Origin of the sequence: Nonomuraea sp. NPDC001636, from assembly GCF_040298265.1 — a bacterium.
Classification (GTDB): domain Bacteria; phylum Actinomycetota; class Actinomycetes; order Streptosporangiales; family Streptosporangiaceae; genus Nonomuraea.
In genome coordinates this window covers 93,389-117,560 of sequence record NZ_JBEOZT010000008.1, presented here as the reverse complement: position 1 = coordinate 117,560, position 24,172 = coordinate 93,389, and the positions used below count along the sequence as shown (strand labels likewise).

Below are 24,172 nucleotides of genomic sequence, written 5' to 3'. Positions count from 1 at the left end.
AAGGAGGAATTTCCATGAACGGGCCGTCGAACAGGGCTCCCGTGGTGGTCGGCGCCGACGTTTCCGCGCCTTCGTCCGTCGCCCTGGAATGGGCGGCGGAGGACTCGATCCGCCGGAAAAGGCCGTTGCGGATCGTGCATGCCATGGATTTGGCCGGATATTTCGCGGGGCCTCCGGCGGCCAAGGCGTTCGCCGCTCCGATGATCGTCGAATCGGCGCACGAGATCGCCGTGGGCGTCGCCGCCGACGCGCTGGCCCGTGTCCGCGGCAGGCTGCGGCACCCGGCGGTGACGGCGCACGTCGCGCCCGGTGCGCCGGCGGCCGTCCTGCGCGACGCCGGGCGGGACGCCGTCGAGATCGTGATCGGCCACCGTCCCCGCAACGAGGTGATCGACCTGCTGTTCGGCTCGGTCGCCCTCGCGCTGGCCGCCAGGGCCGACGCGCCGGTGGTCGTGGCCAAGCGCGCGACGGCACGTCCGTACGACGACGTCGTCGTGTTCCTGGAGCCCGGGCCCGCGCCGGACGCCCTCCTCGGCTACGCCTTCCGTACCGCGTCCGCGCACGGCGTCCGGCTGCGCGTCCTGCGCGCCGGCTCGGCCGCCGGGCCTGCGCTGGGCAGGTGGCGGCGGCTGCATCCGGAGGTCCGGGTGCACGAGCAGCGCTGCGACGGGGACGCCCGCTCCGCCCTCCTGGCGGCCTCGGTCGCGGCCCGCCTGCTGGTGGTGGAGTTCCGGCGTCCGGCGGGGGTCCTGGCGTGGCGGCGGCCGTGGGGGCTGGCCCGGCTGATCCGGCGCTCGGCGTGCCCGGTGGCGATCGTCCCCACCCCGGCGGACGCCGGACGGCTCGCGCCCTGAACGGCGGTTCGTGGCGCGGCGGCCGTTGTTCATGCCCAGCCGAGTCCGTGGCGGGCCAGGCGGTCGAGCGCCTCGTCGAGGATCGGCCGTGGGTGGCCGAGGAACAGCCGCACGTGGGCGTGGCCGTCGCCGGGAGGGCCAGGGGTGACCATGCTGCCCGTGCCCGGCAGGACGCCTGCCCGGTCGAGGCAGAGCCGGCGATAGCCCTCTTCGCCGCCGGTCTCGTCCACGTACCGGGGCGGGACGCGCAGGCGCAGATAGGACGTGCATTCGCCCGCGTGGCAGGCGTGCCGGGGGAAGCCGAGCTCGGCGGTCAGGCGGGCGGCGGCGTGCCGGCGGGCGGCGGCGTAGTGGGCTCGCATGGCCCGCAGGTAGATCTCGCAGGCGGGGTCGCGCAGCCAGCGGGCCATGGCGGCCTGGAGGGGCAGGCCGCTGCCGTAGGAGTGATGGTGCTGCTGCGCCGCCAGGGCCGCCAGCGTCCCCGGATGAGCGGTGAGAGCGCCGACGCCCCAGCCGTTGCAGTGGAACTGCTTGCCGAGCGTGCGGACGGCGAGCCAGGGCGTCGCGCCCCGCGGATGCCGCCCGATCTCCGCCAGCAGGATCTTCAGCGTGTTGGTGGGCCGGACGTCCGGGTCGTGGACGGCGTAGTAGGCGTCGTCGACGAGGACGGCGGCACGGTGGTCCAGGGCCGTGGCGATCATGGCCTGGACGGTTCGCGCGTCCCAGTTCGCGGCGGTGGGGTTGTGCTGGGCGTTGAGCACCAACAGCGGGCGGCCGGTCGCCGCCGCTCGTTCCAACTCCGTCGCCACCTGGTCAAGGACGGGCTGGTGGCCTTGCGCGGCATCGACCGCGTAGTACCGGACCCGGCACCCGAGCGGCGCGAAGACCCCCGGGTAGTCCCATCCGGGCGCCGGGACGAGCACGGTGGGCGGCGCCGCGCCGTCGCGTACGAGCAGCCGGCCGAAGTCGAACATGGCCGCCCGGGTGCCGTCCTGGCTGACCGCCACCTCGTAGTCGGCCGGGCCTGACGGGCGCGGCAACCGGTGCGTGGTGGCGATGTGCTCGGTGAGCGCGCGTCGCAGGTCGGGCAGCCCGTACGGCGAGAGCGTGTAACCGTGGCTCAGCTCGGGCAGCCCCCGCGACAGGGCGGCCACGAGGCCGGGAGCCGCCTGTGTCCAGGTCTCCCCCAGGCTGAGATAGATGAGGCCGTCCGGATCGCCGCCCGAGCTCCGGTAATGCTCGATGAGCCGGGCGTCGCCCAGCGGGTTGGCCAGCCGGCCGCTGTCTAGGACGTCATGTAACGCGTGCATCGTGTCTCCCGCCGTACACCTCGGATGTCGCCGCGACCCGTCGCCGCAGCGCCGCCAGTTCCTCTTCGCGCAGGACGATGCCGAAGGCGTTCAGCACGTCGGGCAGGCCGTCGGAATCCACCGAGCTCTCCTCGGCGTGCTCCGCGGTCACTCGCGTCAGCGTGTGACCGCGGAGCTTCAGCCGGGTGGTGCCGGACAGCCGCTGGAGGTACAACTCCCGCTTGAGCATCGAGCGGGGATGCGTGCTGAGGTAGTGGTGCGCGACGGCGAAGTCGACCGGCGGGCGGGCCTCCAGGCTCAGCAGGTACAGGCATTCCCACTCCCCGTTCCGGTTCACCTCCACACGACACTGGTGGTCCTGGTGGGTCCGGACGCGGAACGCGCGCGAGCCCTGTGCGGTCACCTCGCCCGGCCGCAGCGGCAGCGGGTCGAGGAAGCCCTCCTCGCCGAATCCCACGTCGCACAGCCAGGCGTCGCCGTCGGCCAGGACCCGCAGGGCCATGTGCGTGCGGGGGCGCGGGCCCCGGCCGCCGAGGATGACCCGGGCCGCCAGGCGGTCCACACGGAAGCCGAGGCGTTCCAGGACGCAGCCGAAGAGCAGGTTGTGCTCGTGGCAGCAGCCGCCGCGCGGCCGCCGGCACATCTTGTCCACGATGTCGGGCACGTACAGGCTCGGCGTGCGGTCGAGGAGCAGGTCGAGGTTGTCGAACGGCAGCGTGGTGGCATGGGCCCGGTGCAACCGGGTCAGCAGGGACAGTCCGGCGGTGCCGGGCAGCGTGCCGGGGCTCACGCGGGCCAGATAGGCGGGCAGGTCGAGCGTGTCGGTGTCCCACAAGTCGGACACGGCTCCTCCTCAAGGGTCGTGGTGGGCGGGGCCGCCGGCCGGGTCGGCGGAGGAACGCCAGGTCCGGGCGCATCGCGCGGCCAGTGCGAGCAGAAATCTGTCGGTATGGGGCGGGGTGTCGAGGAGCAGCCCGACGGGCAGCCCTTCGGGGGTCGTACCGGCGGGCAGGCTGATCGACGGCCAGCCCACGACCGCTGCGAAGGCGGTGTTGCGGATGTAGGAGAGGAAGACCGGCTCGGGCCGGCCGAGCACGCTGACCTCGGCGCCGACGTCCGCGGGCGCGGCGGGCAGGATGGTCGTGGGCGACAGGAAGGCGTCGGCCCGATGCTCGCGCAGCAGGCCGACGGCGGCGCCGGCGAGGTCGTCCTGAACGCGCAGCGCGTGCCGGTAGCGCTCGTCGGGGACCACTGGGCCGTGCAGCAGTGGAGCGAGCACGTCGGCCACGTCCGGGCTGGCGATCCGGCGGATCAGTTCGCCGGGGTCGCGGCAGGTCTCGCACCGGGCCAGGTAGCAGGCCAGCTCGTGCCAGGTCTCGTGCAGCGGCACCGGCAGTGCCGCCTCGCCCAGCAGGTCGGCCGGGCCGGGCAGGTCGACCTGCACGAGGTCGGCTCCGGCGCACCGCAGCTCCCGCAGGCGGCCGGCGGCCACGGCGGCCACCCGGGGGTCCAGCCCCGTCCAGGCCGGCCGTGGCAGCAGGAGCCGGAGCCGCCCGTCAGGCCGGGGCGACGGTGCCCGCGGGTCCGCGTACCGCTCTGCCGGGTCCGCGGCCAGGAGGCCGTCGAGGAAGGCGACGTCCGCCAGGTCTGTGGCGATGACTCCGACGGTGTCCCGGGTCCGGGAGATGCGCAGGACTCCGGCGGCCGGATAGCGACCGGTGGTCGGACGCATGCCGACCAGGCCGCAGAGCGCCGCCGGGATGCGGACCGAGCCGCCGGTGTCCGTGCCGAGTCCCGCCGGGGCGAGCCCGGCGGCGACGGCCGCGGCCGTTCCCGAGCTGCTGCCGCCGCAGATGTGGCCGGGGACGACCGGGTTGCCCACGGTGCCGAAGGCGGCGTTCTGGCCGGTGACGCCGTAGGCGAGCTCGTGCATGCCGGTCTTGCCCAGGGCCAGGGCACCGGCACCGGCCAGACGCCGCCAGACCTCCGCCGAACGGCCGGGCCGATGATGCCTCAGAGCCGGAGTACCGGCGGTGGTGGGCAGGGGGGCGACGTCGATGTTGTCCTTGACGGCGAGCGGGACGCCGTGCAGGGGACGGCGGGCGGGATCCGCGCGATCGGCGGCCCGCGCCGCGGTCAGCAGGCGGTCGGCGTCCAGGGTGACGAAGGCGTTGCACGAGGCGTGCTCGGCACACCGGTCCAGAACGTCGCGTGCGTGTTCCTCGCAGCTCACACGGCCCTCGCGCAGCAGTCGCGCGGTCAGCGTGAGCGAGCGGGCGGGCCGGCTCATGGCATCGCCGGAGCAGGCGCCAGGAGATCCGGATGGCGCTCGGCCAGGTAGGGGCGCAACGTGTCGAGGGCGTGGGCGAAGGCGGCGGCGAAGGCGGTCACGTCCGCGTCGTCCATCGGCAGGCTCAGGCACAACAGGCCGTGCCGGGCGGTGAGGAATCCCTGGTTGAGCAGGTGCAGGTGGAGCAGGGCACGCAGGTCCTCCCGTCCGTGCCGCAGGGCGGCCGTCGCGGCGGCATCACGGGGCCGGTCGGCGCCGAAGTGGAAGTAGCCGAGCGAGCCCGCTCCCATGGCGTGGCCCGCGATGCCGCGCTCACGGGCGGCATCGTCCAGCAGGGCACGCAGCCGTCCGCCCATGGCGTTGAGCCGGTCGATGTCGTCGGGGCCGAAATGGTCGAGCGCGGCGATGCCGGCGGCCAGCGAGAGGTTGTTGGCCCCGAACGCGCTCGCGTGGTAGACGGGGTCCGGCCCGGACGGGTCGAAGATCGCCATGACGTCGGCCCGGCCGCCGAACACGCCGATCGGCAGCCCACCGCCGATGATCTTGCTGAAGGTGGTGAGGTCGGGCCGCAGGTCGTGGCGGACCTGCCACGGGCCGATGCGGAAGGTGGCGCACTCGTCCAGGATGAGCAGCGCGCCCTCCTGTTCGGTGGCCGTCCGCAGGCCCTCCAGGTATCCGGGCTCGGCGGGCACCCCGCCGCCCACGCCGAGCATCGGCTCGACCAGCACGCCCGCCACCTCACCGCGGCATTCGCGCAGCACCCTGCGCACGGCGTCGAGGTCGTTGAACGGAACGGTCACCACGCACTCCAGCACCGCGCGCGGCACGCCTTGGGCCAGGCGGGCGTCGGGCAGGCCGGGCAGCCGCTGCGGGAACCGCGGACCGGAGGTGATGAAGGCGCTGACATGGCCCCAGTCGTGGGTGCCGTGGTAGCCGCCGTCGATCTTGACGATGAGGTCGCGGCCGGTGAAGGCGCGTGCCGTGCGGATGGCCCACATCGTCGCCTCCGTGCCGGAGTTGCAGTAACGCAGGCGTTCCAGCGCGGGGACCCGGGCGCACAGCCGCTCGGCGTGCCGGATCTGCAGCAGACTGGGGCCGCCGGGCGCGGTGCCCCGGCCGACCTGCTCCCGCACGGCGGCCACCAGGGCGGGATGGTTGTGCCCGTGGACCAGCGCGCCGTAGTTGGACAGCACGTCGAGGTACCGGTTGCCGTCCACGTCCTTGACGTGGGCGCCCTCGCCCTCGTCGAAGTACAGCGGGTACGGCGTGTAGGTGATCATCGAGCGCGTGTCGCCGCCGGGCAGCACCTCCGCCGCCGTTCGGAAGGCGGCCCGTGAGGAGGGGCTGCGGGCGGCGTAGTCGTCGAGGATGGCCTGGGCCACATGGTCGGCGTCGGACATGGTCTTTTCTCCGTTCGATGGCGGTTCGGCAGGACGGGATGCGGTGCGGGGGCGCGGGTCAGCCCTTGTCGCGGGCGGCGGGGCAGCGCTCGGGGTTCGGTGCCGGCCGGGCGTCGTCCGGCCCGAGGTCGGACCTGGCCTGCCACAGCTCGGGGAAGAAGCGGTGCTGGACGCTGCGGCGCAGCCAGCCCACACCTGCCGTGCCACCGGTGCCGGGCACGCCGCCGATGGTGCGCTCGACGGTCAGCAGGTGCCACGAGCGCCATCTGCCGAAGGCGGCGGCCACGTCCGTCAGCGCCTCGGCCAGCCGGAACAGGTCGTCGTCCGGCCCGCGGTCGCGGTAGAGGGCGGCCCATGCCGCGCGCAACGCCTCGCCGCCGAGCTCGCCGGGACGGCCGGGCACACCGATTCCCGTCCCGCGCCTGGCCAGCAGGGCGGTCGCCTCGTCGTAGAGGCTGGTCTGGCGAAGAGCCCGGTAGACCTGCTCCGCCACGCCCGGCACCCCGGCGTGCCGGCGCGCCATCTGCTCGGACTTGTGGCCGAGCACGAACTCCACCATGCGGTACATGTAGGAGTCGATCCCGGAGGCGCCGTCCAGTTCGCCGCGGAAGGCGCCGAACTCCGGCGGTGAGATCGTCTCCAGCACCGACCAGGCGTAGGCCAGCAGGTCGATGGTCCGGCACACGCGCCGCAGGGCCCAGGTCGCGTCGTCCACGCGGTCCTCGACCAAGGCCAGCCGGGCGGCGCAGGCCTCCTCGTACACCAGCTTGAACAGCAGTTCCTTGACCTGGCCCACCAGATAGAACGACATCTCGGCCGGTTGGCGGGTGTGCGGGTGCTGCAACGACAGCAGCACGTCGATGCTCTGGTAATCGATGTACGGCGTCCTGGTCGCTGTCGTCCCCGGCCCTTGGGCCGCGGCCCGGTAGAGCTCGGCGAAACGTGGATCGACGTGCGCGGCGTCGTCGCGGTACCGGCCGGCGAAACGCTCCTGGTACGCGGCGAAGGTCGCCGGATCGGCGTGCAGGAACAGGATGTCGTGCAGGGCCATGCGGCGGATCGCGAACAGCGGGCGCGGCGCGCGCGAGACCGCGAACCCGGGGTTGCGGGCGGCCGGTTCCGGGCAGCCCGGATGGAACTGGCCGATCATGAGCCCGTCCGCCACCACGTCCCCTTTGACCCGCCGATGCGCTTCGTCCAGCAGCGGCGTACGGTGCTCGGGCAGGCCCCGCACCAAGGTGACCAGCGTGGCCAGACCCTCCTTGCCCTCGGGCGGCCGCCGCCTGGCGAACCGCCTGGCCTGGGCGCGCATCGCGGCGCACAGCTCGTCCAGGCCCTCTCCCTCCTCCAGCGCGGCCACCTCGATCGTGACGGTCCCCGCGTCCAGGGCCGAGCGGACGAAGGGACACACCGCGTTGTCCCGGCCCAGTTCCGGGTGCGGACGGGTGAGATAGTCCTCGAACCACGGCAGGATCGCGGCGGCCTCCGCCGCGGAGGCTCGCTCCAGCTTCATGGGAACTCCTTGGTCATGGAGTCGACGTGCGGGACGCCGCGCCGGAAGGTTCCTTCCGGCAGGCGCCGCCTCCTACCCGTCCCCCCATGCCGCGAACGCCGGTCGGACTCGATGTGGGCCGGACGTCAGGACCGGGTAAGGCGCAGGTCAGGATGGCGGAACGGGGACCCGCGACGTCGCGCCGGCACATGGAGCGGCAAGGCGCAGGTCACTGCGCCCCCGGCCGTTCCGTACGCCGGTGTGCCGGTCGGGTCAGTCCTGGTCCGGACGCTCCTCCACGATGGCCTTGAGCTGTTCCATCGCGGTGATGACCCGCGGGAAGCCCGCGTAGGGCAGGCACTGGATGAACGTCTCGGCGATGTCGGAGACCGGGACGCCGACGTTCAGCGCGGAGTTGATGTTCGCCCGCATCGGCGCGCCGCCGACGCCCATCGCGGCCAGGGCGGCGAGCCGGACGAACTGCCGTTCGCGCAGCGACAGCACGGATCTGCTGTAGATGTCGGCGAAGGCGAACTCGACCAGGAACCGTCCGAGATCGGGGGCGATGGTGGCGAACTCGTCGAGCATGCGCCCGCCGTCGGCGGGGTCGATCTCGTTCATCAGTTCCAGGCCGCGCTGGCGGCGCGGGTCCTGCGGTCGGTCGCTCATGGCGGGGCTCCTGGGCGCGTGGGTGTGGTGCCGGTCAGGGGTCGAGAACGGTGCGGGCGGCGTAGATCTCGGGGAAGAGCGGCCGGTCGACCAGGGAGGCCAGGTACGGCACGCCGCGGGAGCCGCCGGTCCCCCGCTTGTCGCCGATGACGCGCCGCACGGTGCGCATGTGGCGGAACCGCCACATCTGATGCCGCTCCTCCAGCTCCACCAGGCGTTCGGCCATCTCGTACTCGGCGGCGTGGGCCCGCTGGTCCTCGTAGACGCGGCGGAGCACGGCGACGATCTCCTGGTCGGGCTCCTCGTGACAGCTGTGGGTGCGGTCGAGGTGGCGGGCGGGGACAGGATGCCCTGCCCGGTGCAGGAACCGGATGAACTCGTCGTACACCGTCGGCTGCGCGATCGCCGCGCGCAGCGCGTCCTGCCGGACGGACCCGTCGTACTCCTCGACCAGTTCGGGACGCTTGTCGCCGAGCCGGAACTCCAGCATCCGGAGCTGGACGGACTGGAAGCCGGTGGCGTCCCCGAGCACCGGGCGGAACTCGGCGAAACGGTCGGGTTTCAGGGTGGCGATGACCGACCATTGCTCGATGAGCTGCCGCTGGATCACGAAGATCCGGTCGAGGGAGCGGAACGCCGAGCGGAGCCGGTCGTGCCGGAGTTCGCGGATCGCGTCGTCGAGCTCGTGCAGGATCAGCTTCACCCACAGCTCGGTCGTCTGGTGCTGCACGATGAACAGCAGCTCGTCGTGGTGCGGCGGCTCCGCGATCGGGCGCTGGGCGCCGAGCAGCCGGTCCAGGCAGAGGTAGTTCTCGTAGGTCAGGCCGGCGGGCGCGGTGGCGCGCCGGCGACGTCTCAGCATGACCGCTCCCAGTTCGTCCCGGCCTCCGCCAGCCGGTGCAGCGCGGTCTCGACGCTGCTCATCGGCGGGCCGAGGAACATCCGCACGTAGGGGACGGCCATGGCCTGCCCCTCCTCGGGCGCCGCCTGCGGGGTCATGGTGCCGGCGCCCAGCAGCACCCCGGCGCGGCGCAGGCAGTCGCGGCGGAACCGGGTGACGCCGTCGCGCGCGTCCGCCGCGTACGGCGGCGGCACCCGGAACAGGAAGTAGCTGGTGCAGTTTCCCGGGCAGAGCGCCTCGGCGGGACAGCCGAGCTCCTGCCGGAGGAAGCCGGCCGCCCATGCCCGCTTGTCGGCGCAGCCTTGCCGGAACGCCCGCAGGTACTCCTCGGACTCGCCGCCGTCCAGCCACCTCGCCATGGCGTTCTGCAACGGCACCGCGGCGGTGAAGGAGCGCTGGAGCTGGAAGTCGTTGACGAGTCTGTCCAGGATCGGCGGCGGCGCGATGCCGACCCCGATGCCCCAGCCGTTGCAGTTGAACTGTTTGCCCAGGGAGCGCACGGCCAGCCAGCGGACGGGCCGGTCCCCGGCGCCTGGACGGGCGAGCCGTTCGGCGAGCAGCCGCAGGGCGCTGGTGGGCGCGACGCCCGGATCGGTGACCCCGTAGTAGGCGTCGTCGATGAGCAGGTTCGCCCGCGCCTCGACGGTCAGGCGCACCATGTCGGCGACGAGGTCTTCGTCCCAGTTGACGCCGGTGGGATTGTGCTGGGCGTTGATGACGACGATGACCCCCCGCGGATCGCCCGCCTGTCCCAGCGCCTCGCGCAGGGCCTCCGGCGCGGGCTGGAAGCCCTGCGAGGCCGCCAGCGGCAGGTAGGTCATCCGGAAACCCAGCCCGGCGAACACCCCCCGGTAGTCCCAGCCGGGGGCGGGGGCGATGACGGTGGGGGACGCGGCGCGCGGCGCGTCGGCCAGGACCAGCCGTCCGTAGTCGAACATGGCGTTCCTGGTGCCCGAGCACGTGACGGCGACCTCGAAATCGGCGCCCGCGGTGAAGCCGGCGGGCAGGGCGTGGGTCCGGGCGACGTAACCGCGCAGCAGGCGTTGCAGCGCGGGCAGGCCGTACTGGGAGATGACGTATCCGTGCGCGTACGACGGCAGCCCGCTGCCGAGCAGGCGGGCCAGCCCCTCAGGCGCCTCCGACCACGTCTCCCCCAGGCTGAGGTATATCGGGTCGCCGGACGGCGCGCCGGCGTCCAGGTATTCCGCCACCCATTCGGCGTCCTTGAAATGGCCGCGCAGCCAGGAATCCTCGGTCACCTCGTCGAGAACGGTTCCCATGTCAACTCCGCCGTCCGGTGATTCCGGTCGGTCGGCACCATTACCCGGCATATTCGCGCATTAACAACAGACTTTTCACGGCTTTTATCACACCGGCCGCAAAAGCCTCCTGAATGCTCGGCGAACTCTCGTTCACGGGCCCGACATTCCGTCCCGCCCGGAGGTGTTACGTTGGTTCGTGGCCGGCTCGTTCGGCGCCCCTGAAAGGTGAACGCCCATGTGTGACGACGTGGCCGCCTGGAGTTCGCGGGCGGCCGTCAACGCGATCCGGGACAGGCGCATATCCGTTTCCGAATACGCGCGATGCCTGCTCGGGCGATGCGCGGAGGAGTCGCTCGGCGCGTTCGTCTCGTGCGACGAGCGCGCCGTCCTCGACGCCGCCGCGCAGGCCGACAGGGCGGACCGGCGCGGCCCTGTGCACGGCGTCCTCGTCGCGGTCAAGGACAACATCGACGTCGCCGGTCATCCCACCACCGCCGGCACGCCGGCGCTGCGCGCCCATCGTCCCGGGCGGGACGCCGAGATCTGGCGGCGGCTGCGCGCCGCCGGCGCACTGGCGCTCGGCAAGACCAACATGCACGAGCTGGCCGTCGGCATCACCGGCAACAATCCCGGTTTCGGCCCCGTCCGCAACCCGTGGGCCGCCGATCGCTTCGCCGGAGGCAGCAGCAGCGGCAGCGCCGCCGCCGTGGCCGCCTTCCTGGCTCCGGCCGGTCTCGGCACCGACACCGGAGGTTCCGTGCGGATCCCGGCGGCCCTGTGCGCCGTGTTCGGCTACCGTCCGTCCGCGGGCCGCTATCCGCAGCGCGGCCTTGTCCTGCTCTCCCGCACCAGGGACACCGCCGGCTTCCTGACCCGCACCATGCGCGACATCGTGCTGCTCGACTCCGTCGTGGCCGCGCCCGGCCCCGCGCCCGAACCGGTGCGCTGGGCGGGGCTGCGGCTGGGCGTGCCCCGCCGGCCGTTCTGGGAAGGGCTGGAGCCGTCGCTGGCCGCGGTGGCCGAACGCCGCCTGGAGGAGCTGAGCGCGGCCGGCGCCGTGCTGGTCGAGGCCGATCTTCCGGCGGGCGCCGGCGCGTCGCTCGCCCGCGACGCCATGACGGTGGCCCTGTACGAGGCGGCCTGGGAGATCCCCTACTACCTGGCCCAGACGTCGGCCGCGCCCACCCTCGACCAGGTGCTCGCCCAGATCGCCTCGCCCGGCGTGCGGGCGGCATTGAACGACGCCCTGGGCCCGGCGCGCGTGCCGGCCGCCGACTACCGGGCGGCGTGCGCGAACCTCTCCCGTGTGGCCGGCGCCCTGTCGGACCACCAGCGCGCCCACCGGCTGTCCGCCCTCGTCCATCCCACCACTCCGCTGCCCGCCCAGCCGTTCGCCTGCGAGGAGTCCGTGGTGATCGACGGCCGGGAACATCCCACCTTCCCCACCTTCATCCGGAACACCGACTGGGCCGGCGTCCTCGGCCTGCCCGCGCTGAGCCTGCCCGCGGGCCTGACCGCGGACGGGCTTCCCGTCGGGCTCGAACTGTGCGCGCCGGCCGGCGCCGACGCCCATCTGCTCCAGATGGGATGCGCCTACGAGGAGATCTGGCCGCCGCCCGTTCTGGAGCCGGCCACCGCCCACCGTCCCGGCCTCCCCCCGAAGGTCCCGGGCCGATGACCGGCGCGGGCGAGCCGCACCTCCTCGTCACCGCCGCGCAGGGCTGGGACGGCCTGCGCGACGACTGCCTGCGCCCCTTCGAGGTGCTCATGCGCGGTGACCGGATCGTCGAGACCGGCACGCGCGTGGAGCGTCCGCGCGGGACCCGCGTCCTGGAGACGTCCGGGACGGCGCTGCCCGGCCTCATCGACTGTCACGTGCACGTGGCCTCCGGTGACGGCACGGGCGGCCCGCCCGCCTCCCGCCAGGCCCTCGACGCGCTGCCCGCGTTACGGACCCTGCTGTCCCACGGCTTCACCACCGTCCGTGACCTGGGCTGCCCCGCCGCGGACCCGGTGACGGTGGAACTGGCCCGCGCCGTGGAGGCCGGGCTGATCGAGGGGCCGCGCATGCTCGTGGCCCCCCACATCATCTCCCCCCGGGGCGGCCACGGCGATCCCCGCTCCACATTGCAGCCGCCCTACGGAGGCCGCGCGGCGGCCGTCGCGGACGGGGTGGACGAGATCGTCCGCCAGGTCAGGATCGAGCGCCGGCTGGGCGCCCACTGGATCAAGTTCGCCGCGACCGGCGGCTTCGTCAGCCCCGCGGACGCGGCGGACACCGTCGCCTACACCCAGGAGGAGATGACCGCCCTGGTGGCGGCGGCCCGTGACCTGAACCTGCCCACCGCCGCGCACGCGCACTTCGACGAGGGCGTCCGCCGGGCCGTGCGCGCGGGCGTCCGCAGCGTGGAACACGGCACCTTCGCCACCGACGAGACCCTGCGCCTCATGGCGGAACACCGGACGACGCTCGTGCCCACCCGATGGGCCTGCCACGTCTACGTCGACCATCTCGACGACCCGGGGTTCTGGGCGGGCCAGCCGGCGGGCGCGAGGGACAAGGTGGCGCCGGTGGCCGACGACATCCTGCGCAACGCACGCCGCCTGCTGTCGGGTCAGGTCCCCGTCGCCTTCGGCACAGACGCGGGGACCGTTCCGTTCGAGGACAGCTGGCGGGAGTTCGCGGTGCTGGTGTCGGAGGGGATGACGCCCCTGGCCGCGCTCCGGGCCGCCACCTCGCAGGCCGCGCGGCTGCTCGACCGGGCCGACCTCGGGGTCCTGCGGCCCGGTGCGCGCGGGGATCTCGTCGTCGTCGCGGGGGATCCGTTCGCCGACATCGAGACGATCGGTGAGGTCGCCCACGTCGTCCAGGGCGGGCGGGTGCGCGAGCGGCGGTGACGGGGTGCTCGCCGTGCTCGATCCCGTGCGCGGCGGGTTCTGTCAGGTGAGGAGTCCGGCCAGCCGGGCCATCTCGGTGGGTGGGTCGATCACCGGCTGGATGAGCAGTTCGTCGACGCCGGCCTGTTCGAGGGTGGCGATGCGGGCGCGGAGGTCGTCGCGGGTGCCGACCAGGGCCAGGGCGTTCATCAGCGAGGGCAGGATCAGGTCGCGATCCTCGGGCGCGATGCGTCCGAGGTAGCCGGGGTAGAGCTTGGTGTGCCGGTCGGGTGCGGTGGCGGTGGTGCCGCGCCGGTCGAGGAGCCGCCGCACGGCCTCGCGTTCGCCGGGGCCGAGACGCTCGGCGAAGGCGGCTGTGTCGGCGGCCGTGTCGGCGGCGAAGGTCAGCAGCGACAGGACGAGGTGGCCGGTGGCGTCCCTGGCCGCGTCGCCGTGGGGATCCTCGTCCTGGTCCAGGACGTGCAGTGCGGTGACCACGTAGGAGGCGGGGTCGCGGGGCGCGCCGTGGGCGGCACGGCGGCGGGCGTCGTGCAGGGCGCGCCAGGCGGCGGGGTCGAGCAGGCCGAAGGAGATCAGGCCGGTGCCGCGGCGGCCGGCGACGGCGGCCGCCTTCGGCCCGCTCAGCGCGGCCACGACGAACTCGATCGGGTCGTCCGTGTGCACGTGCGCCCCATCGTGCAGGAACCGGACGTCGCGGGCCCGGTCGCCCTCGCGGTACTCGACGCTCCGCCCGGCGCACAGGTCCTGCAGCGCGGCGGTGAAGTCCTCCATCGCCGCCACCGAGGCCGGCCGCATGCCCAGCGTGCGCCGGGCGGTGTTCCCGGTGCCGACCCCGCAGACGATCCGGCCCGGCGCCAGGGCGTTGAGGCTGGCCAGCCCGCTCGCGGCGGCGGGGGCCGAGCGCAGCGCCGGTGAGGTCACGCCGACGCCCAGCCTGATGCGGCTGGTGGCCTTCGCGCACAGCCCCAGGGCGACGAAGGGGTCGCCGTGGAGCATCGGGCTGTCGTTGACCCAGAAACTGTGCAGTCCCAGCTCCTCGGCCCGTACGGCGAGATCCTCCACACCGGGCCGGGCGGCGACCACGACGCCTGCGCGCATCAGACCTCCACGAAAAGGATCTTCACGAAAGGATCGGCTCGAACGTCCTCAGCCTGACAGCCGAAGCCGCTCAGCGCAGCACGGCCGTCAGCAGATCCGCGCCCAGCGCCGTCAGATCGGGGACATTGACGGTGTAACGGACGTAACGGCCGTGCCGCCGGGCCGTGAGCAGGCCCGCGCGGCGCAGGACGGCGAGGTGGCGGGAGACCTCCGGAGGCGAGAGCTCCCAGGCGTGGGCCAGCTCGCCGGTGGTGTGCGGGCCGCGGGCCAGGGTGCGCAGCAGCCGCAGCCGCACCGGATGCGCGAGCGCCTCCAGCCGCAAAGTGACCGTTTCCAGCGACACCGGCTCCGACGGGCCCGCCTCGGCCACGGGGTACTGCACCACCGGCTGCCATCCGGGCGCGTGGACCACCACCAGGTGCGGGCGGCCGAAGACGCTGGGCAGGAAGGTGACCCCGGTGCCGTGGGCGGTGGTGGCGTTGTCCTGCAGCTTGTCCACGACGATGCGGTTGCCGTCCGGCGCCAGGGTGACCGCGCCGGAGACGGACGCGAGCGCCGCCTCGATGCCCTGGCGCTTCAGCAGGTCGTTCTTCAGGCGCAGGTCGGTGGCCAGTTGCGCGGCGACGCCCGTCCAGGCGGCGTCGAAGAACGCCTCGGCGCACTGTTCGAGGGTGTCGCGCACCCGCGCCCGCACGGCGGCCGGGTCCGCGAGCAGCCGTTCCGCGAAGGCCTCCTGGAGCGCGCCGCGGGCCTGGGCCAGGTCCAGCGCCCGTTCGCGCGCCGTCGCGTCGGTGAGCGGCGACGGCGCGGCGAAGTGCACCCGGTTGCTGCCGCACGTGGTGATGAGCGCGGCGGTCACGTAGGTCTCGTCGTCGATCCGGTCGACGTCGTCCAGTTCCTCGGCGAGGGACGGCCGGGGACGCGCCGGGACCAGGAAGTCGGCCCGTGAGGAACGCCAGAGGAACTCCGCCTCCCGCAGGCGCTCGGCCAGCTCCGGCCGCAGCCCCGCCCAGACGTCCCCGGCCCAGCCGGCGAGCTGCGGGTGATGCCCGGGTTCGGCCAGCACGTGCAGCATCGCGGTCAGCTCGGCCAGCGGGGAGGCGGCGAACCGCAGCCGCCCGGACGGCAGGCCGCCGATGTCGATCCTCAGCGTCATCCCCCCATCATCCCTGGCCGGACGGCCGGCGACCGCCTCGATTGACGGTGTCCGTCAACTGACGGAGCCACCCCGCGCGGCCGAACGCATGGTGGACGCCATGGCATCCACCACCAAGATCCGGCCACGCGCCCTCGTCCGCGCCTCCGGAGGCCCCCGCTACGCCGTCGCCCTGGCCGTGGACGCGCTCGGCACCGGCCTGCTGCGGCCCTTCCTGCTGCTCTACGGGGTGACGGTGCTGAGGCTGTCCGCGCCGGTCACCGGCATCGCCATGACGGCCGGCGTCGTCGTGGGCCTGGTGTGCATGCCCGCCGTCGGCCGGTGGCTGGACCGGGGCGCACGCAGCACGGTCGTGGCCGCGTCGATGCTGGTGCGGGTGCTGGGCGTGGCGCTGCTGCTGGCCGCCCCGGCGGGGCACGTCTGGCTGTTCGCGACGGCGGCGCTCTTCCTCGGCATCGGCAACCAGGCGTGGCCGGCCGCCCACGCGGCCCTCGTGGCCACGGTCGCCCACGGCCGCGAACGCGACGCCGCCCTCGCGGCGGGCCGTGCCCTGCGCAACGCCGCCCTGGGTGTGGGCGCTCTGCTCGCCACCGCGTGCCTGGCGGGCGGCGCCGCCGCGTTGCAGGCGATGGCGGCCGTCACGGGGCTCGCCTATCTCGCCGCGGCGGCCTTGGCGTGGTCGGTGCGCCTGCGTGCCCGTCCGGCCGCCGCGCCGGCCACGGACGTGCCCGGCGGGCCCGTGCCCCGGATGCGCGCGCTGCTGGCCGCCAACGTGGTCTACGTCTTCTGCCTCAACGTCCCCGAGATCGCGGTGCCCCTGGTCCTGGTGACGCAGATGCACGCGTCCCCGGTGTGGCCGGCGGCCGTCTTCGTGGCCAACACGGTGCTGGTGGTCACCTTGCAGGTGCCGGTGACCGTCCTGCTGTCCCGCTTCCCCCGGCGGACCGTGCTGGCGCTCGCCGGCGTGGTGCTCGCCGCGTCCTACCTCGGCTTCCTCGCGGCCACCTCCCTGGGGCCCGGCTGGGGCGCCCCGGCCGTCGCCGTGGTGTCCGTGGTCTGCACCATCGGCGAGATCGTCTACGCCGGCAGCGCGACGGCGCTCGTCACCGCCCTCGCGCCGGCCCATCTTCTGGGCCGCGCCCTCGCCCGCTTCCAGCTCTCCACGGGCTTCGGCCTCGCCGTCTCCCCGGCGGTCATCACCACCCTCGCCGCCCACGGCCCGGCTCCCCTCTGGGGCACCCTCTCCACCGCGACCCTCCTGTCCGCCTCCGCCGTCGCCGAACGCCGGGTTCGCCGGCGGCCTGGGGGCTACACAGCGGGGCAATAACATGTACAGTCAGTAGGGAATGTGGACTATGACCGCGGGTCCCGGCACGTGACAGGAGGACGTCCCCCATGAGCGTCACCGACCAGCTGATCGCCAACTCCGAACGCTACGCCGCCGCCTTCGACTCCGGCGACCTGCCGCTGCCGCCCGCCCGGGGTGTGGCCGTGGTGGCCTGCATGGACGCCCGGCTCAACGTCTACGGCCTGCTCGGCCTGCGCGAGGGCGACGCGCACGTGATCCGCAACGCCGGCGGCGTCGTCACCGCGGGCGAACGTCGCAGCCTGGCCATCAGCCAGCGCCTCCTGGGCACCCGCGAGATCATCCTCATCCACCACACCGACTGCGGCATGCTCACCTTCACCGACGACGGCTTCAAGGACGACATCTACCAGGAGGTCGGCGTCAAGCCCGACTGGTCCGCCGAGGCGTTCCAGGACCTGGAGGCGGACGTGCGCCAGTCGGCCAGGCGCATCCAGGCCGACCCGTTCATCCCGCACAAGGACTCCGTCCGCGGGTTCGTCTACGACGTCACCACGGGCCGGCTGAACGAGGTCAAGCTGGACGCCGGTCCGCACAGCTCGTCCGACTGATCGGGAGGATCCGGCGTGCCCCGCCGCGTGACCGAGCGCACCCCGGCCGGCATCGGCGTGCTCGATCTGGCGCTGGTCAGCTCGTAGCCGCGGACCGATCCCTGCGTCGGGCCGCGGCGGCCACGTTGACCGGCATCCGGCCGAAGATCAGGCCGTGGAAGGGCGAGATCGCCCACCAGTACAGGTGGCCGAGCAGTCCGTGCGGATGAAAAATGGCACGTTGGGTGTAGATCGTCCGGCCGCCGGAGCGGGTGACGCCGAGCTCCAGCCAGGCCAGTCCGGGCAGCCGCATCTCGGCGCGCAGCCGCAGCAGCCGTCCGGGCAGCACCTCCTCCACCCGCCAGAAGTCGATCGAGTCACCCACCCGCAGCCGGGCCGGATCGCGCCGGCCGCGCCGCAGCCCGACCCCGCCCACCAGCCGGTCGGCCAGGCCCCGCAGCTGCCACGCCACCGGCAGCGAGTACCAGCCGTTACGACCGCCGATGCCCTCGATCACCTGCCACAACGCCTCCGGGCCGGCCTGCACGGCCAGGCTGCGGTCGTCCACGAACAGGCTGCCGCCCGCCCAGTCGGGATCGGTGGGCAGCGGATCGCTCGGCGCGCCCGGCGTGGAGGCCGAGGACCAGCGCGTGGCGACGTCGGCCTCCTTGATCTTCATCAGCGCCAGCGACACCGCCCGGCGGAAGCCGACCAGCCCGCCCTCGGGGTCGGGGACGTACCGGGCGATGTCGTGCTCGCCGCACACGGCCTCGTTGCGCAGCGACTCCACCAGCGGACGCGCGATGCTCGCGGGGACGGGCGTGACCAGCCCCACCCACAGGCTCGACAGCCGGGGGGTGAGCAGCGGCACCGGAATGATCAACCTCGGCGGCAGCCCGGCCACCGCGGCATAGCCGTGCATCATGTCGGCATACGTGAGGACGTCAGGCCCGCCGATGTCGAACCCCCGGTTGACCGTTCCCGGCACATCCGCCCACGCCACCAGGTAGCGCAGCACGTCCCGCACCGCGATCGGCTGCGTCCGGCTGCGCACCCAGCGCGGCGTCGTCATCACCGGCAACCGCTCGGTCAGGTAACGCAGCATCTCGAACGAGGCCGACCCCGACCCGATGATCACCGCGGCCCGCAGCACCACCGCCGGCACCGCGCCGCGCAGGAAGATCTCCCCCACCTCGGCCCGCGACGACAGGTGCGGCGAGAGCCGCTCGTCCGCCGTCAACCCGCCCAGATAGACGATCCGCCGCACCCCCGCCTCGGCCGCCGCGGCCGCGAACGTGCGCGCCGCCAGCCGGTCCCGCTCGGCGAACCGGCCGCTCGTCCCCATCGCGTGGATCAGGTAGTACGCGACGTCCACCCCGTCCAGCGCCCGGCGCGTGCGCTCGGCGTCGGTGGCGTCGGCCTCGACCGCCTCGACCCGTTCGGCCCACGGCAGATCGCGCAGGCGTCCGGCCGAGCGCACCATGCACCGCACGTCGTGACCGGCGGCCAGCAGCTCAGGCGCCAGCCGCCCGCCGATGTACCCCGTCGCCCCGGTCACCAGGCACAATGCCATGTCTACGCCCCTTCCCCGTCCCCCGGGCCTCATGCCGGAGCGGGCCGGTCGCCGTCACGTCCACCCGAACGGCCGCCGCGCGCGTGCGGGCGCGGCCGGCGGGGCATCTGTGAGGCATGGCTGAGGTGCACGGTCGTGGCAGGCCGCGAGGGGCGGCGCCGAGCCGCCCGCTCGGCGAGCCGGCGCGGCACGACGGCGGCCACCACGGCGGCCACCACAACGCCCGCCTCCGCACCCGCCCGGCCCGCGCGGCCGTGTCGTGACACGACCCGCGACCGCGGCTCGTCTCGTCGTGAAGGGACCGTCGATGGACACGGTGATCGTCCTGCTCAACAGGGACCTGCGGGTGCACGACCACCCGGCCCTGACGGCCGCCTGCGAGCGCGCCCGCGCCGTGGTCCCCCTGTTCGTGCTGGACGAGACCGTCCCCGCCGGCCGCCGCCGCGGCTTCCTGCTGGAGTGCCTGGCCGACCTGCGGGCGTCTTTGCGGGCACGCGGCGGGGACCTGGTCGTCCGGCACGGCGACGTCGTGACCGAGACCATGAAGCTCGTCCAGGAAACCGGAGCCGAGGCGGTCTTCGCCAGTGCCGACGTCAGCCGGCTGGCCAGGCGCAGGCAGGACCGGCTGGCCCGCGAACGGATCGCGTACGAGCTCTTCCCTGGGGTCACGGTGGTGCCGCCCGGCACGCTCACCCCGTCCGGGGGCGGGGATCACTACCGGGTCTTCACGCCGTACTGGCGCGCCTGGAGCCGGCACGGGCGCCGTCCCCTGCTCGCGGCCCCCCGCCACGTGCCGACGCCCCGCGACCTCGACGCCGGGCGGCTGCCGGGCCCGGCCCGGCCGGAACCCGTGCCCGGCGGCGAGAGCGCCGCCCGCGACCGCGCCCGGCAGTGGATCCGCCGCGCCCTGCCGGGGTACGCCGACGGCCACGACGACCTGGCCGGCGACCGCACCTCCCGGCTGAGCCCGTACCTGAGGTTCGGCTGCCTGTCGCCGCTGGAACTGGCGCACCTGGCCGCGGGCAGCGAGCCGTTCGTCCGCCAGCTGTGCTGGCGCGACTTCCACCACCAGGTCACCTACGCCTTCCCGCGGATCAACCGGGACGACTACCGCCCCCGCGGCCACCGCTGGCGCGACGACGAGGACGCGCTGCAGGCGTGGCGGGAGGGCATGACCGGGCTGCCCGTCGTGGACGCCGGCATGCGCCAGCTCCTGGCCGAGGGCTGGATGCACAACCGGGCCCGTCTCATCGTCGCCTCCTACCTGGTCAAGGTCCTCGGGATCGACTGGCGGGCCGGCGCCCGGCACTTCTTCGAGCACCTGCTCGACGGCGACGTGGCCAACAACTCGGGCAACTGGCAGTGGATCGCCGGCACCGGCAACGACACGCGCCCCAACCGCGGCTTCAACCCGCTGCGCCAGGCCCAGCGGTACGACCCGGCGGGCGACTACGTGCGCCGTTACGTGCCCGAGCTCGCCGGGGTGCCCGCCGCCCACGTCCACCAGCCGTGGTTGCTGGACGCGCCCCCGGCCGGGTACCCGCGTCCGATGCTCTGACCGGCGACGTCCGGATCAGCCGTCGAGGGCGGCGGCGGTCGCGGCTCCGGGCGCCACCGGCACGATCTCGAACTCGACGAGGTCCGACCACTCGGCGACCCATCGTTGCAGGAGTGCGACGTCGTCACATTCCATGAGCTGGAAGCAGCGGCTCAGATCGGCCGTCACCCAGCTGGAGACGAACACCAGGCCTTCGCCGGTCATGCGGCCCTTCTCCCGGAAGCGCCGGTAGACGGCCTTGGCGTCCTGGCCGCGGAATCGTTCGATCACCATGAACAACATCAGTCCTCCGACGGCTCCTCGTCCGGGACGGGCCGGAAGCCGGAGCACAGGATACGCAGCCAGGCGATGCGCTCGCCCGCGACGCTGTAGTAGACCTGCTGTTCGACCAGGTGACGGGTGGCGCCGGTACGCACCTGGAGGCGGTAGGCGAGATGTTCCCGGTCGCCCACGCGGCCGGTGGCGACGTGCAGGAGACGTTCGATGTCGTCGCCGGGTTCGAACCACTGGCCGAGGATGATCCGGTCCACGACCTCGCCGGGGTCGTCGGCGTCCCAGTGGGCTCCGGGGGTGAGCGCCTTGAAGTCGACCGGGTCGCCGAGCAGGGCGTGCAGCGTGTCGCGGTCCTTGGCGGCCAGCGCCCGCGCGAACGCCGTGCCGAGCGCGTCCCCGTTCACCGGCGGTCCTCCTCCGCCTGGAGGGTCACGGGACGGCCGTGCTCCTTCCAGGCGTTGAGCCCTCCGTCGAGGTGGGCGACGTCGGCGTAGCCGAGTTCCCGCAGCGCCAGCGCGGCGAGCGCGGAGCGGCCGCCTGACGCGCAGTACAGGATGGTCGTGGCGGCGGGATCGAACTCGGGCCGGTGGTAGGGGCTGGCCGGATCGGCCCAGAACTCCAGCATGCCGCGCGGCGCGAGGACGGAGCCGGGAACCCTGCCGTCGCGGGCCACCTCGCCCGGTTCGCGCAGGTCGATGAGGGTCACCGTGCCCGACTCCAGGGCCTCGGCCACCTCTGCGACCGACAGGTTGCGCACCTGTGCGCGGGCGTGCGCGATCATTTCGGCGACGGAGCTTGCCATGCGCGGGTCCTTTCAGGAGGCTTCCGCCATCACACCTCATGCTCGGAGCCGGCGCATCCGTGCTCAGTACGGAGCTTTCTGGGGGATGATTCGCCTCATGAAGGACGCCGCGCTGCCGGAGGCGTTACGGTCCGCCGGGGTCACCAGGCGGGAGGCGGAGGTCTTCTGGCTCGTCGGTGACCGGCTGGCCAACCGGGAGATCGCCGACCGGCTCAGGCTGTCCGAGCGGACCGTGGAGAGCCACGTGTCGTCCCTGCTGCGCAAGCTCGGCCACCCGGCCAGGCGGGACCTGGTCGAGCGCGCTGCCCTGCTACGGAGTCGGGCGCACGCCCTGCCCAGGCCGTTGTCGTCGTTCGTCGGCAGGGAGCGCGAGCTCCGCGACCTGGCCGGGCTGGTCGCCGGCGGCCGCATGGTGACCCTGACGGGGCCCGCGGGCATCGGCAAGACGCGCCTCGCCCTGCGCCTGGCCCACGAGGCGGCCGGGCCGGCTCCCCAGTCCTGGTCGACCTGGCCTCGGCCGCGCCCGGCAGGCCGGTCGAGCGGGCGTTCGCCGACGCGCTCGGGGCGGGCGGCGACGGCCGGGACCTCGGCCCGCAGCTCGTCGCCGCGGTCCGGGCGAGCCCGTGCTGGCTGCTGGTGGACAACTGCGAGCACGTCGCCGACGCCGTCGCGGCCCTGCTGGCCGGGCTGCTGGCGGCGGCCGGCGGGCTGCGCGTGCTGGCGACCAGCCATGGGCCGCTGCGGGTGAGCGGCGAGGTCGTCTACCAGGTGCCGCCGCTGCCGGTGCCCGGCGAGCGCGCCGGTCCCGGCGAGATCCTGGACAGCGCCGCCGTCCGGCTGTTCACCGACCGGGCGGCCGCCGTCGTGCCCGGCCTCACCGTCACGCCGGCCGACGCGGCGGTGGTCGCGACGATCTGCCGCCGCCTCGACGGGTTGCCGCTGGCCATCGAACTGGCCGCCGCGCGTGCCCGGTTCGCCTCGCCCGGCGAGCTGCTGCGTCTGCTCGACGACCGGTTCGCGCTGCTGACCGACGCGCCGCGGCCCAACCGCCACCGCACCCTGGAGGAGGCCCTGCGGTGGAGCTACGACCTGCTGGACGGCGACGAGCGTCTGCTGCTGGACCGCTGCTCGGTGTTCCCGGGCGAGTTCGACTACGACACCGCGACGCTGGTGCTGGCCGCGCCGCCGCTCACCGGCGCCGGTCTCACCCGGCTCTTCCCGCGCCTGCTGGACCGCTCGTTGATCTCCGCCCGGCGCCAGGGCGGGGAGACGCGCTACCGCCTGCTCGACAGCGTCCGCCAGTTCGCCGGCAACAGGCTGGCCGAACGGCAGGAGTGCGAGGAGATCCACGACCGCCACGCCCGCCGCCATCTGACGCACGCCGTGTCGCTCGCCCCCGCGTTGCGCGGCCAGAACCAGCCGGCGGCCCTGCGCTGGTTCGCCGACCGCTGGACCGACCTGCGGACGGCCATGGGCCGCGCCCTCGACTCCGGCGACACCGCCGCGGCCTGGGGCCTGCTCACCGGCATCGGCACCGGATGGGAGATCCTCGGGGCCCGCGGCGAGCTGTTCACCTGGGTGCACGCGCTGCTCGACCGTCCGCTCCCGGACGGCTCCGCGGGGGTCCGCGCCGCGATCACGTCCTGCCTGCTGCTCTGCTACCAGGACACCGACAGGGCGCTGGAGCTGGCCCGCCGGGCGGCCGAGCACGCCGCGACCGAGGAGGAGCGGGCGTCGGCCGCGCTGGCGGCCGGCCAGGTGGCCCTCTACCGGCGCGGGCACGCCGCGGCGGCCCGGACGCTCGACGACGCGGCCGCGGTCTTCGAACGGCTGGGCGACGACTGGCATCACGCGCTGGCGTTGTCCGTGCTCGGGAGCATGGCGGGCGACACCGCGACCGCGGTGGACCGGCTCCGCGCCGCGGCGACCCTGTTCGGCCGCCTGGGCGACCACGTGAAACGCGCCAACTGCCTCAACCACCTCGCGGGCCGCCTGATCCGCGACGAGGTCCGCCTGGCGGAGGCCGAGACCTGCCTGGACGAGGCGCTCGACCTCGCCCTGAGCACGGGCAGCGACCACGAACGCCTGCACGCCCAGCTCCACCGGGCCCGCCTCACCCAGCACCGCGGCGACCAGGGGGCGGCGACGGCGCTCCTCACCGACCTCCTGCCGGAGTTCCACCGCATCGGAGACCTTCGCTGCGCGACCTACTGCCGTCTGGGGCTCGGCCGCGCGGCCGCCTCGCGCGGCGACCACCGGCGCGCGCGACGCCATCTCCTCCAGGGCGCCGGCACCGCGATCTCCCTCAACGACCACCATCTGATCGCCACCGGCCTGCGGCTGCTCGCCGAGACCGAACACGCCGCCGGCTTCGCGACCCGCTCGGCCTGGTTGCTGGGCGCCGCGACACCCACCGGCCCCGACGGCCCCGATGTCCCCGGCGGTCCCGGCGGGCCGGGCGGGCCGGGCGGGCCGGGCGACAGCCGGCTGCGGCGCGCGCTCCGCGCGGAGCTCGGCGCGACGGCCTTCGCCGCCGCGCTCACGGCCGGCCGCGGCACGCCACCCGCCGAACTGCTCAAAGCCCTCAAGGCGGCGGACACGGGAACCGGGTGAGCCCCGGGCGTCGGCGTCCGGCGGCGGCCGCGCCGACAGCACGTGGAACTCCGCCGGCGGTCGAGCTGCTCGCCGGAATCATGCCGTCGTGACGCAACCTTCGCGGGTGCTCGCGCATGGAGAAGAC

The 24,172-nt window shown here is 74.1% G+C and carries 23 protein-coding genes; 9 read left to right on the top strand and 14 right to left on the bottom strand.

The window, feature by feature from the left end; genetic code table 11:
- The first annotated feature begins 14 nt into the window (after positions 1 to 14).
- The gene (locus tag ABT158_RS17885) at positions 15 to 854 is read left to right on the top strand and encodes a universal stress protein (RefSeq protein ID WP_352354482.1); all 840 of its coding nucleotides are present in this window, start codon (positions 15 to 17) and stop codon (positions 852 to 854) included.
- A gap of 29 nt (positions 855 to 883) precedes the next feature.
- Here the strand turns inward: ABT158_RS17885 and ABT158_RS17880 are convergent, their stop codons facing one another.
- The 8 genes from ABT158_RS17880 to ABT158_RS17845 form a co-directional block, all read right to left on the bottom strand.
- Complete coding sequence (locus ABT158_RS17880) at positions 884 to 2,164, bottom strand: pyridoxal phosphate-dependent aminotransferase (protein WP_352354480.1); 1,281 nt, start codon at positions 2,162 to 2,164, stop codon at positions 884 to 886.
- Complete coding sequence (locus tag ABT158_RS17875) at positions 2,148 to 3,008, bottom strand: arylamine N-acetyltransferase family protein (protein WP_352354478.1); 861 nt, start codon at positions 3,006 to 3,008, stop codon at positions 2,148 to 2,150. The genes ABT158_RS17880 and ABT158_RS17875 overlap by 17 nt, the downstream gene beginning before the upstream one ends.
- Before the next feature lie 9 nt (positions 3,009 to 3,017).
- Entirely contained in the window at positions 3,018 to 4,454 is a 1,437-nt protein-coding gene (locus ABT158_RS17870) for an amidase family protein (RefSeq protein WP_352354476.1), read from the bottom strand.
- The gene (locus tag ABT158_RS17865; protein ID WP_352354474.1) at positions 4,451 to 5,854 is read right to left on the bottom strand and encodes an aspartate aminotransferase family protein; all 1,404 of its coding nucleotides are present in this window, start codon (positions 5,852 to 5,854) and stop codon (positions 4,451 to 4,453) included. The genes ABT158_RS17870 and ABT158_RS17865 overlap by 4 nt, the downstream gene beginning before the upstream one ends.
- A gap of 58 nt (positions 5,855 to 5,912) precedes the next feature.
- Positions 5,913 to 7,367: a tryptophan 2,3-dioxygenase gene (locus ABT158_RS17860; RefSeq protein WP_352354472.1), complete on the bottom strand. Its 1,455-nt coding sequence runs from the start codon at positions 7,365 to 7,367 to the stop codon at positions 5,913 to 5,915.
- 252 nt (positions 7,368 to 7,619) lie between these two features.
- Positions 7,620 to 8,015, bottom strand: coding sequence for a carboxymuconolactone decarboxylase family protein (locus tag ABT158_RS17855; RefSeq protein WP_352354470.1), 396 nt, complete (start codon positions 8,013 to 8,015; stop codon positions 7,620 to 7,622).
- A gap of 34 nt (positions 8,016 to 8,049) precedes the next feature.
- A complete protein-coding gene (locus tag ABT158_RS17850; protein WP_352354468.1) occupies positions 8,050 to 8,877 on the bottom strand; it encodes a tryptophan 2,3-dioxygenase in 828 nt (275 codons plus the stop codon).
- Positions 8,871 to 10,196, bottom strand: a complete 1,326-nt coding sequence (locus tag ABT158_RS17845) for an aminotransferase class I/II-fold pyridoxal phosphate-dependent enzyme (RefSeq protein ID WP_352354466.1) — start codon at positions 10,194 to 10,196, stop codon at positions 8,871 to 8,873. Before ABT158_RS17845 ends, ABT158_RS17850 begins: the two co-directional genes overlap by 7 nt.
- Positions 10,197 to 10,413: 217 nt before the next feature.
- Here ABT158_RS17845 and ABT158_RS17840 point away from each other — a divergent pair, with 217 nt between their 5' ends.
- Together ABT158_RS17840 and ABT158_RS17835 are read left to right on the top strand one after the other, a co-directional pair.
- Positions 10,414 to 11,856, top strand: coding sequence for an amidase family protein (locus ABT158_RS17840; protein ID WP_352354464.1), 1,443 nt, complete (start codon positions 10,414 to 10,416; stop codon positions 11,854 to 11,856).
- Positions 11,853 to 13,076 carry a metal-dependent hydrolase family protein gene (locus ABT158_RS17835; protein ID WP_352354462.1) on the top strand — a complete coding sequence of 408 codons (1,224 nt, stop codon included), beginning with the start codon at positions 11,853 to 11,855 and terminating at the stop codon, positions 13,074 to 13,076. The genes ABT158_RS17840 and ABT158_RS17835 overlap by 4 nt, the downstream gene beginning before the upstream one ends.
- A 42-nt stretch (positions 13,077 to 13,118) precedes the next feature.
- Here ABT158_RS17835 and ABT158_RS17830 read toward each other — a convergent pair whose 3' ends face one another.
- Positions 13,119 to 14,174: an LLM class flavin-dependent oxidoreductase gene (locus ABT158_RS17830; RefSeq protein WP_352354460.1), complete on the bottom strand. Its 1,056-nt coding sequence runs from the start codon at positions 14,172 to 14,174 to the stop codon at positions 13,119 to 13,121.
- A gap of 70 nt (positions 14,175 to 14,244) precedes the next feature.
- Complete coding sequence (locus ABT158_RS17825) at positions 14,245 to 15,330, bottom strand: DUF5937 family protein (protein ID WP_352354458.1); 1,086 nt, start codon at positions 15,328 to 15,330, stop codon at positions 14,245 to 14,247.
- 100 nt (positions 15,331 to 15,430) lie between these two features.
- Here ABT158_RS17825 and ABT158_RS17820 point away from each other — a divergent pair, with 100 nt between their 5' ends.
- Both ABT158_RS17820 and ABT158_RS17815 read left to right on the top strand, forming a co-directional pair.
- Positions 15,431 to 16,657: an MFS transporter gene (locus ABT158_RS17820; protein ID WP_352354457.1), complete on the top strand. Its 1,227-nt coding sequence runs from the start codon at positions 15,431 to 15,433 to the stop codon at positions 16,655 to 16,657.
- A gap of 68 nt (positions 16,658 to 16,725) precedes the next feature.
- Complete coding sequence (locus tag ABT158_RS17815; RefSeq protein WP_352354456.1) at positions 16,726 to 17,247, top strand: beta-class carbonic anhydrase; 522 nt, start codon at positions 16,726 to 16,728, stop codon at positions 17,245 to 17,247.
- Positions 17,248 to 17,323: 76 nt separating this feature from the next.
- Here the strand turns inward: ABT158_RS17815 and ABT158_RS17810 are convergent, their stop codons facing one another.
- Positions 17,324 to 18,799: an SDR family oxidoreductase gene (locus ABT158_RS17810; RefSeq protein ID WP_352354454.1), complete on the bottom strand. Its 1,476-nt coding sequence runs from the start codon at positions 18,797 to 18,799 to the stop codon at positions 17,324 to 17,326.
- A gap of 116 nt (positions 18,800 to 18,915) precedes the next feature.
- Here ABT158_RS17810 and ABT158_RS17805 point away from each other — a divergent pair, with 116 nt between their 5' ends.
- Entirely contained in the window at positions 18,916 to 19,062 is a 147-nt protein-coding gene (locus ABT158_RS17805; protein WP_352354452.1) for a hypothetical protein, read from the top strand.
- 44 nt (positions 19,063 to 19,106) lie between these two features.
- Positions 19,107 to 20,357: a cryptochrome/photolyase family protein gene (locus tag ABT158_RS17800; protein WP_352354450.1), complete on the top strand. Its 1,251-nt coding sequence runs from the start codon at positions 19,107 to 19,109 to the stop codon at positions 20,355 to 20,357.
- A 15-nt stretch (positions 20,358 to 20,372) separates the two neighbouring features.
- Here ABT158_RS17800 and ABT158_RS17795 read toward each other — a convergent pair whose 3' ends face one another.
- Genes ABT158_RS17795 through ABT158_RS17785 form a run of 3 tightly spaced genes read right to left on the bottom strand, consistent with a single transcriptional unit; the run spans position 20,373 to position 21,432 of the window.
- Complete coding sequence (locus ABT158_RS17795; RefSeq protein WP_352354448.1) at positions 20,373 to 20,630, bottom strand: DUF3303 domain-containing protein; 258 nt, start codon at positions 20,628 to 20,630, stop codon at positions 20,373 to 20,375.
- An 8-nt stretch (positions 20,631 to 20,638) separates the two neighbouring features.
- Positions 20,639 to 21,034, bottom strand: a complete 396-nt coding sequence (locus ABT158_RS17790) for a hypothetical protein (protein WP_352354446.1) — start codon at positions 21,032 to 21,034, stop codon at positions 20,639 to 20,641.
- Positions 21,031 to 21,432 carry a rhodanese-like domain-containing protein gene (locus ABT158_RS17785; protein ID WP_352354444.1) on the bottom strand — a complete coding sequence of 134 codons (402 nt, stop codon included), beginning with the start codon at positions 21,430 to 21,432 and terminating at the stop codon, positions 21,031 to 21,033. Before ABT158_RS17785 ends, ABT158_RS17790 begins: the two co-directional genes overlap by 4 nt.
- Before the next feature lie 97 nt (positions 21,433 to 21,529).
- Here ABT158_RS17785 and ABT158_RS17780 point away from each other — a divergent pair, with 97 nt between their 5' ends.
- Together ABT158_RS17780 and ABT158_RS17775 are read left to right on the top strand one after the other, a co-directional pair.
- A complete protein-coding gene (locus tag ABT158_RS17780; RefSeq protein ID WP_352354442.1) occupies positions 21,530 to 22,180 on the top strand; it encodes a LuxR C-terminal-related transcriptional regulator in 651 nt (216 codons plus the stop codon).
- On the top strand, positions 22,069 to 24,045 hold the full coding sequence (locus ABT158_RS17775; RefSeq protein WP_352354440.1) for an ATP-binding protein: 1,977 nt from the start codon (positions 22,069 to 22,071) through the stop codon (positions 24,043 to 24,045). Before ABT158_RS17780 ends, ABT158_RS17775 begins: the two co-directional genes overlap by 112 nt.
- Positions 24,046 to 24,172: the final 127 nt, after the last annotated feature.